Annotated in this window: 8 protein-coding genes; 4 read left to right on the top strand and 4 right to left on the bottom strand. The window is 42.6% G+C overall.

Annotation, left to right across the window (positions count from 1 at the left end; translation table 11 throughout):
* Nucleotides 1–325 precede the first annotated feature (325 nt).
* From LC574_RS12595 to LC574_RS12580, 4 genes are all read left to right on the top strand, one after another.
* Entirely contained in the window at nt 326–652 is a 327-nt protein-coding gene (locus LC574_RS12595) for a DUF6825 family protein (RefSeq protein WP_229453835.1), read from the top strand.
* 220 nt (nt 653–872) lie between these two features.
* On the top strand, nt 873–2,558 hold the full coding sequence (locus LC574_RS12590; RefSeq protein ID WP_229453834.1) for an AarF/ABC1/UbiB kinase family protein: 1,686 nt from the start codon (nt 873–875) through the stop codon (nt 2,556–2,558).
* Nucleotides 2,559–2,574: 16 nt separating this feature from the next.
* The gene (locus tag LC574_RS12585) at nt 2,575–3,312 is read left to right on the top strand and encodes a Stp1/IreP family PP2C-type Ser/Thr phosphatase (protein ID WP_229453833.1); all 738 of its coding nucleotides are present in this window, start codon (nt 2,575–2,577) and stop codon (nt 3,310–3,312) included.
* 711 nt (nt 3,313–4,023) lie between these two features.
* The gene (locus LC574_RS12580) at nt 4,024–4,221 is read left to right on the top strand and encodes an NblA/ycf18 family protein (protein WP_041565841.1); all 198 of its coding nucleotides are present in this window, start codon (nt 4,024–4,026) and stop codon (nt 4,219–4,221) included.
* 464 nt (nt 4,222–4,685) lie between these two features.
* Here LC574_RS12580 and LC574_RS12575 read toward each other — a convergent pair whose 3' ends face one another.
* The 4 genes from LC574_RS12575 to LC574_RS12560 all read right to left on the bottom strand — a co-directional run.
* On the bottom strand, nt 4,686–6,239 hold the full coding sequence (locus LC574_RS12575; RefSeq protein WP_229453832.1) for a serine/threonine-protein kinase: 1,554 nt from the start codon (nt 6,237–6,239) through the stop codon (nt 4,686–4,688).
* Nucleotides 6,240–7,102: 863 nt separating this feature from the next.
* Complete coding sequence (locus LC574_RS12570; RefSeq protein ID WP_229453831.1) at nt 7,103–8,116, bottom strand: glycosyltransferase family 2 protein; 1,014 nt, start codon at nt 8,114–8,116, stop codon at nt 7,103–7,105.
* A gap of 211 nt (nt 8,117–8,327) precedes the next feature.
* Nucleotides 8,328–8,774 (bottom strand): hypothetical protein, encoded by a 447-nt coding sequence (locus LC574_RS12565; protein ID WP_229453830.1) that lies wholly within the window; start codon nt 8,772–8,774, stop codon nt 8,328–8,330.
* A gap of 381 nt (nt 8,775–9,155) precedes the next feature.
* Nucleotides 9,156–9,409 (bottom strand): anhydro-N-acetylmuramic acid kinase (locus tag LC574_RS12560; RefSeq protein WP_229453829.1); only part of this gene is annotated, 254 nt, incomplete at its 5' end.

The raw sequence follows: 9,409 nt of genomic DNA, 5'->3' as shown, positions 1-9,409 counted from the left end.
TACCCCTATACCCCTACCACCATGCATGAGACTGTTGGCGAATTGATAGGGGGTCTAACCCATCAGCCCCAATCCATCTTAATTTCAGTGCGTTTCAACGCACTTTAGCTATTAGCCCGCAATTTATTGCAGGGCGGGAAAGCAACGCAAAACCAGGATTTTAGGGATGGCGGGTTTAACAAGAAAGTAAATCGACCAACAGTATCTTCTATTCGCCAGGGCTGAAGTCTCACATCGCGTCACATAAATCTCTAACTCCCCAGCAGAAGCCGTAAAGCATACAGGCAAGTTATAATTCTCTTGCGGTGCAACGTAACAAAAATTTATGAGTAACCCCCTTGTGCAAGCCTTTTTCGTAGGCAGAGCAGTAGCTGAAGTAGTTAATGAGCGTTTAGAGGTCGCCTTGACCGATGCTTTGAGCGATCTGGGCAAATTTGATGCGGAAGCTAGAGAGCAGCTACGCCAGTTTACAGACGAAGTTCTAGAGCGGGCAAATCGGGCAGCAGAAGCTGCTAATGGTGGTCAAGCTACCACAGGTACTGGACAAGCCAGTTCTGAATCAGGTGACTTGCAAGCAGATATTGATGAATTACGAGCAGAAATTGCCCTGTTACGAACAGAATTGCAACATTATCGCAGAACTTCTGCGTAAATTTTAGTCATTAGTCATTAGTCATTGGTCATTGGTCACTTGTACTAAGCTTTGCCGTTGGCGCAGCCTCTCCTAGAGTTGTATTGGTCAAAAATTATTATGTACAAATGACAAATGACAAAGGATAAAGGACAAATGACACTTAAGAAAAAACAGTTTAGGAATCAGAGTGTCTTTTCTTTCAAAAGATTCGGTTGCAAACCAACGGTAAACAAAGTATATGGAACAAGGTTATTCAGATAAAGCATACCGTTGGAATCGGGAAAAATACTCAAGCAGACGGCGTTTTGTGGACATTTGGTCTTTTGTCTTGACCTTATTGTTCAAACTTTGGCTATACAACCAATCTTGGAGTTACGCGGGTGGAGTAACTGAGGTAAAGCAAGCTGTAAGACGCAAAACCCAGGCGGTTTGGATTCGCAATACCTTGCTGGATTTAGGGCCAACCTTCATCAAAGTCGGGCAATTGTTTTCTACCCGTGCTGATATATTCCCTGGTGAATACGTAGAAGAACTAGCCAAGTTACAAGACAAAGTACCGGCATTTAGCTATGAGCAAGTAGAAGCGACCATTGAGAAAGAACTAGGCAAAAAAATTCCTGAACTATTCCATAATTTTGAACCTATTCCCTTAGCTGCTGCTAGCTTGGGGCAAGTACACAAAGCTGTGCTGCATACTGGGGAATCGGTTGTCGTCAAGGTGCAACGTCCTGGACTAAAGAAGTTATTTGAAATAGATTTACAAATTCTTAAGGGAATTACCCGCTATTTTCAAAACCATCCCAAGTGGGGACGGGGGAGAGATTGGTTAGGTATTTATGAAGAATGTTGTCGTATTCTTTGGGAAGAAATTGATTATCTCAACGAAGGTCGTAATGCTGATACTTTTCGTCGGAACTTTCGCGGCTACGATTGGGTGAACGTGCTAAAAGTATACTGGCGTTACGCCACGTCCAGAGTACTGACTTTAGAATATCTCCCTGGCATTAAAATTAGCCAATACGAAGCTTTAGAAGCAGCAGGTTTAGATCGAAAGGCGATCGCCCGTCAAGGCGCTCAAGCCTATTTACTACAATTGCTCAATAGTGGCTTTTTCCACGCCGATCCTCACCCAGGCAATATTGCCATTAGTGCAAGTGGTGCTTTGATATTCTACGATTTCGGCATGATGGGGCGGATTAAGTCCAACGTCCGTGAAGGACTAATGCAAACACTGTTTGGTATTGCCCAAAAAGATGGCGATCGCGTTGTCCAATCTCTGATAGATTTAGGTGCGATCGCCCCAACCGATGACATGGGCCCAGTCCGGCGTTCCGTCCAGTACATGCTAGATCATTTCATGGATAAGCCTTTTGAAAACCAATCAGTGGCAGCAATTAGTGACGACCTTTACGAAATAGCTTATAATCAGCCATTTAGATTTCCAGCAACCTTCACTTTCGTGATGCGAGCCTTTTCTACCCTAGAAGGAGTAGGCAAAGGTTTAGATCCAGAGTTTAACTTTATGGAAGTTGCCAAACCGTATGCAATGCAGCTTATGACCGATATGAATGGTTCTGAGGGGAATAGCTTTATTAACGAATTAAGTCGTCAAGCAGCTCAGGTAAGTAGTACCGCGTTTGGTCTACCACGTAGATTAGAAGATACCTTAGAGAAGCTAGAACGGGGAGACATGCGCCTGCGCGTTCGGTCTATCGAAACTGAACGCCTATTGCGCCGACAGAGCAGTATTCAGCTCTCAATAAGCTATGCTCTGTTAATCAGTGGTTTCACCCTTTCAGCTACGATCTTAGTGGTTACCAATTATCTATGGTGGGCACTAGCGCCTGGTTTAATTGCAGCAGGGCTTTCAGTGATCCTGATCAGACTACTTTTACGCCTTGACCGTTACGATCGTATGTATTAATTGTTGCAAATAATTTATGAAACTTAATTTCACGGGTTTTAGCGATCCGGGACTTATTCGTTCTAATAATCAGGATGCTTACTTTATCGACCCAGAGGGGCGGTTTTTCGTTGTAGCCGATGGTATGGGTGGTCATGCCGGAGGTGAGGAAGCAAGCCGCATTGCCACCGGAGAAATTCAGGCGTATTTGCTGGCAAATTGGGAATCTTCAAAATCTTCCCATGAATTGCTAGAGCAAGCTTTGTGGGGTGCTAATGAAGCGATTTTGCACGATCAGCAAAATCATCCCGAACGCGCCGACATGGGTACAACGGTTGTAGCAGTAATTTTTCGCGCCCCAGAGACGCCCTGGTGCGCTCATGTTGGCGATTCGCGGCTGTATCGCTTTCGAGAATCGCAATTACAACAAGTAACAGAAGACCACACTTGGGTAGCACGGGCAATCAAAATCGGTGACATCACCTTAGATGAAGCCCGATCGCATCCTTTTCGTCATGTATTATCGCGCTGTTTGGGGCGTGAAGACTTGCATCATATTGATGTGCAACCACTAGATGTCAAAGCTGGCGATCGCTTGCTGTTATGTAGTGATGGTCTCACAGAAGAACTTGTCGAACAGAAGATTGCTAGCTGCCTCCAAAACACTCCTTGGCTTGATAAAGCCGCCATCTCTCTAGTTGAGGCTGCCAAAGACCACGGAGGGCACGATAACATAACAGTTGTCATCGTCTCACTCGAAGAAAATAGTCATTAGTCATTGGTCATTAGTCATTGGTCATTAGTCATTAGTCATTAGTCATTAGTCATTGGTCAAGAGTTACTAGCTATTGGACAAGGGACAAAGGACAAAGGACAAAGGACAAATGACAAATCCGGTAGATATACTCAGCAATTTGTTCAGCATGAGCATTTTTACTTTTTACAATTTGATACAAATATTTTTAGCCTCCAATGTAACCTAAAAGAGGCTAAATTTGCATAAATTGGTAGATTTACATCTTGCACGTAATAAGGTAAAAGGACTATAATTCACGCTTATTACCATCCATTCTCCAACCTCCTGAAAGTCCCAACCCTCCGAAGCTTCCTCCATCTTGGAGGGAGACAGCATCTTAGTTTTTCTCAAACAAGGATATGTAGGATTCGGGACAAAATTTGCTCATCTCCTCAAAGGAGAGTTATGCAAAGCAAAAAGGAGTTAATAGGCAGTTATACCTATCCAAGACCAAACAGAGAATATTTTCCGGAATATGGCTTGGCTGACTTGGGTAGTATATCACTAGGATTAGGTGCAAGATATCAGAGCAGAAAAAGTCCACACTTCGGATGTGGGCAATGTGTCAAACAATTGTTATCTTTCGTAATACGGAAGAACAAATGTTGGACAGATATCAGTCCAAATATTATCCCATTTGGACTTCTGTAAACGATATCACCTTTACTCGTTGTTTTTTCGGAGTTAATTATGAACCAACCAATGAAACTATCCTTAGAACAGCAATTCAGTATTTGCTCATTTGCTACTCAGGTACAAAATATGAGCCACGATCAAGCTAAAGACTTTTTAGTAAAGCTCTATGAGCAAATGGTCGTGCGCGAGGCAACTTATCAAGAGCTTCTTAAGCACCAGTGGGGCTTAGATTCCGGTTCCACTATGGCATAGAGTCGTTCTACTGTCGCAGTGGGCGACCTCCTTCTCTTGCTTGGTTCCAAGGAGGAAAAGAGCTGGGGATGTCGGGGCGTCAACTTCGATAACCAATTCTGCAAAGGTTGGACAAAAATTAAATTCAAAAAACTAACAAGGACTAAACTTTTCGACGATATATCTGCTAGAGTCTAAACTTACTTTAATTTTGTAGTACAAATCTACTTTTGGCTTTAGACAGACTTCCTTTTGGTTCGTCTAGTGTGGAATTTAACCTGCGTAAATTTACAATCTACCGGAATATATACACAGAAAGATTGAGAGAGAATTGAAATAGCCCTGATTTAGCAGCTAGTTTTTTCACTCTTTATACATATAACTAGAACTTACATCTTTATATATATTTTGTTTATAAAAGTTTACATTCATCCAGAAACCACCCCTTAGTTACATATAAGACATGTAACATAAAGAAATTATTCCTAGCTGGAAAGATCGTATGGAGAATCTGTATCAATACTTTCCAGTTTTGCGAGAATTTGAGGCTTAATCTTTTCATACTCACTTTTGAGTAAGCTTTTACTAATTTGCGGGTCGGTAGGAGACATCAATGTGTTGCTCATTGCGAGCCACTCTTGCAGTCGTTGGCGCTGGGCAGAAGCGATGCTGGAATGTAAGATATGGGTACAGCGATTTGGTGTTTCTCGTGCAAAGAACAACAGACGATAGTAACCTGTGTGCTGTAGTAACCGGGCAATTTCTTGACCAAGACTGGTTTTGAGATCAAGGTAGTAAGGTAACCATTTAGCGCTATGTTTGCGGTTGTAGATGACAGTAATCCATAGCAGCATGGGATGGGGAATAGAGATAAAAAGAAATTGGTTATAGCGAGTACAGAGTAAGCGCTTTTGAATTTCCTCTTGCGGTAGCATCACCCACAGAGCTGGTAAAAGCTCCCCATTGCTATTAATGGGCTGGGGAAACACAATATCGGCAACTGGTTTATTTTGGGGCCAGGAAATGGCACGAGCGATTTCATCGTTTGACGAGGATACCCGCGAATCGCCTTTTATCTTTTGTTCTAGCTCATTCCTCACTGTAGTAGCAGGAACTAGCGCCTGGCTGTCTTGCTTAATTTTGCGTGTATACTCAGGCTTTTCCAGAGATGCTAAAACCTTAAGGATTTCAGTGATACTTTGGGGGCGATCGCGTGGTAATTTAGCTAGACAACTCATCACCAAATTTTCGATTTCCTTTGATAATTCTAATCCGGGCGCAATCACAGCAAAAGAACGTGGTTTTTGATAGTGATGTGTTTTATACCATGCTCCAAAAGAGTGAATTGGTGGCACCAGTGGCATTTTGCCTGTGAGCATCTCAAACATCATGACGCCCAAACTATAAATATCAGAACGATTGTCTAATTCCTTACCCTCCATCTGTTCGGGAGAAGAATAAGCCAATGTCCCCAAATAGAATTTTGTATGATCGCCATCTGACTGTAATAATTTAGCAATACCAAAATCTAGAACCTTGACCAATTCTCCAAAACTGGGATCTTGAATCACCAGCATATTGCTTGGCTTGACATCGCGGTGGATAATTGGGCAAATATGGCCCTCAACTGGGATGCCATCATGAGCGCACTGTAACCCCAGGCTGAGTTGACGCGCCATACTTAAAAATCTTGGTAAAGGCAGTCCTAGCTTGTGAATAATATTGTTCAGGCTTTGTCCTTGTAGGTATTCCATGACGTAGAACGGGGTGTTATTGTCATCTACGCCATAGTCCATGACTCGGACAATGTGAATGCTTTTTTGCCCTAGTAAAGCACAGGTTTTTGCTTCTCGCTCAAAGCGGTCTTGCAATCGCATCTTTTCATTTTGGATTGATAGCGCCAGAAACTTAACCGCAACAGGTACACCTCCCAACAAAGTATCTTTAGCACGATAAACCCGACCCATTGCTCCAGTACCGATTAACTCCTGGAGTTGGTAGCGTTTGCTGAGTAAGCGACCAATGTTAGGGTCTGACATAGAGAATTTGAATCCAAAAGCAGGTTGTAAGTGTTTAGGAGGAAAAGTGCATTCAAACTGATATCTGATTATTGCGCCTATAAATGACTTTCTAGGCTCATACCGCAAGGCGGAAGTCACGCATTCACGCATTCACGCATAATTGTATTCCGAGCTTCTTGCGCCATTTGAAATGGTATATTGATTTTTGCGCTTGCTGTACTAGCTTTTTCAGTCCTCTTTTAGAAAATTGAAAGTATGATCTAGCCGTTTGCAACCGAGGCGGTTATTACAACTGGTGCAACATGTCAGATCAAACAAGCAGAAAGGGTAGATTTATAATGACGCTTTGTACCATTTTGCACTTTCATTGTGGTGTAATTTTAGTTTGCCCAATTTTGGCTAAATAGATAACTCTAGGATCTGCCAAAAACTTTAATTAGGTAGCACCACACTCACCACAGAGTTCTAAGAACTCAGTAATGAGTGCAAAGTTTTGAATATCAATAAAGTCTGAGGGGACGACATGAAGCCGTGCTGGGCAGATTTTATCAGATCCAAGCCCTCAAGCCTCGTAAATAATGCTCTAGCTTATAGCAATCCGATTTGATTTCTGAACTTCTTTGCGTGGTGCGCGTTCGCGTTGGCGAAGCCTCTCTGCAAAGAGAAGCGTCTCGCAGAGAAGCCCAGCGCAAGCGCGATAGGCTGGAGTAGGCTTGCCGTGAGCTTGTCCTGAGCGTAGCCGTTGGCGCAGCCTCTCGTAGAGAAGGGCGTAGTCGAACGGGAGTAGGGAATCAGTAGAGACGCGATAGAGACGCGATTAATCGCGTCTACTTTCGAGTTGTACTGAGTTTTTTCAAAAATCAAATAGGAGTCCTATAGTACTAATTGGTAGTTTTTCGTTCTCTCTGTATGTTATAAGAAATGTCAAAAACTGATTTATTACCCATCACATAGTATTGAATTCGGCGTTCGATAATATTGTTCAATCGGGAGATAAAATCATAAAAGAAATACGGATTTTTACCCATTTCTGCCAATGCTTTTAACCATTTCCCTTCCTTGAGAGGCTCTACAACTTTAAGGTAAGCTAGATGTTTTTTATAGATTGAATTATTATAAGACATAGCACGCATTAAAGCTGGATTTTTTTTCACAACTTCTTGTTGCATGAAAGAATTACTAGCATTCAAATATTGATTTAGACGTGACAATTGGCTTTTATGTACAAGAGATCCGGGGCGTGCGCGGTAGAAATAATAGGGTTTTGGCTCAAGGAAAAAACGAGCTCCTTTGATTAAGCATTTCATATCAATCCAAAAATCTTGACCCATCCTAATAGCATCATCGTACTCGATGCCGTGCTTAACCAGAAATTCTCGTTTGAATAGAGGCTTGCTTAGACCAAGATGCAACCCTGGTTGTCCATAGACATCAGTTTCTACAAAATAAACGATATCAATTTGGAGAATTTTATCTATACGTTCTTCACTTTCTTGAATCAATGTGCTCCAAGGAGATGTTTCGCCATCGTTGATTAAATAAAGATCGTCAGCAATCATGTCTGCACTTCTTTCGTTTGCCAGAGACACAAGCTTGGACAATCTTTCAGGAGCATACCAATCATCTGAGTCAAGCACAGCAATCCATTCTCCTTGGGCTGCTTTCAGGGCACGATTACGCGCAGCAGCAGCCCCAAGGTTTTGTTGATTAACTATTACTTTGAGACGTGGGTCAGTAAAACTTTTAGCGACTTCTACAGTTTTATCAGTTGAAGCATCATCAACTATGATAACTTCAATATCTGTGAGCGTTTGCTCTAAGACTGACTCTATTGCCTTGGCAAGATAAGCTTCAGTATTGTAAGCAGGGATAATGACAGAGACTTTAGGATTCATGAAACTGGACTCCAGACTACACGGTTCGGTAAAAATACTAAAAGTCTAACGATAATTTGATAATTTCTTATTTAGTATACAACTCAGTAGGTCAGTGAGAATAAACGATGACTCCTTAAAATCAAGCATGAGACATTGGGTGTTGAAGAAGCAGTGCATTGGCATTGTTTGAGCGGCAGGCTTCCAGCCTAGACAGATAGTAGCGCTACCTTTAGGTTGACTGACGCTCTAGGCTAGCTTCCATTGTGTTAGTTAAAAAATGACCAGCCAAGATGCCACTACTGAGGTAATATCTATCTTCCGAAATTCGGTGCAGGGTTTCAAAGCCACTACGACGCTGACGATCGCCTATTACCCAATAACGCTGCACAATAGTATCTAAACCAATCCAGCCTTCACCCTCAATCTGCCCCAAAATATTATGCTGGAGTAAAAAAGTATACTGACGCTCTCCCTCATGCAGCCGCCCCTTGTATTGCAGAGAGATTTCGGAGCGATCGCTACCAGGAAATATTAGTTTTGTAGCCATAGTGAACCAGTTATCTCGATTCCAAGCTACCAAGGTCATACCCTTGACACTGATTGGCATACCATTACGTTCCAACCAATTTCCTTGCATTGTCCAGCGTCCTGGTTCCAATAAAAAAGTATGAGCCACCTTTTATATTCCCTGTCTTGATCGAGTGCCGCCAAGACTACAGTTATAGCAGTGCTAAGTTGCGTTAGCGATAGCGGCGCGTTGAGCCAGTGCTGAATGAAGAAATTTTTTATCTTGTTTATCGTAAATTAAAGGGTTTAAGACCCGCAACGTCAACACGTAGTTCAGTTTCAGTCCTTCCCTGCGGGACGCTACGCGAACGACTTCGCTCAGGAACCATCGTGGTTTAAATCCCCGTACTTCGGCTACGCGAAGTTTCCGTCTGAAACTCTCTTTAATTTTGAATACTTCGGCTACGCTCAGTACAAGTTTTGAATACTTCGGCTACGCTCAGTACAAGTTTTGAATACTTCGGCTACGCTCAGTACAAGTTTTGAATTTTTAATGTTCCTGTCTCAGCACAGAGTACTGACTTTGGTAAATTTCTCCCAAAAGCACTTCAAGAGGTGCCCCAGTCGCAGTCGGTAGGTTGCCAGGAATACCCAAAAGTCGCCAGTAGGCTAAAACTGCAAAGGCGATCGCTTCTTTAAAATCTGCACTCAAACCAACTTCATCTGTAGTCAAGACTGGTATTGATGGCAACAACAACTCTAATCGACGTTTCAAATAGAGATTGCGACTACCACCGCCACATA

It is taken from the genome of Nostoc sp. CHAB 5715 (assembly GCF_020829685.1).
Taxonomy (GTDB): Bacteria; Cyanobacteriota; Cyanobacteriia; order Cyanobacteriales; family Nostocaceae; genus Nostoc.
The sequence above is the reverse complement of the archived record's forward strand: the minus strand, read 5'-3'. Positions and strand labels throughout refer to the sequence as shown.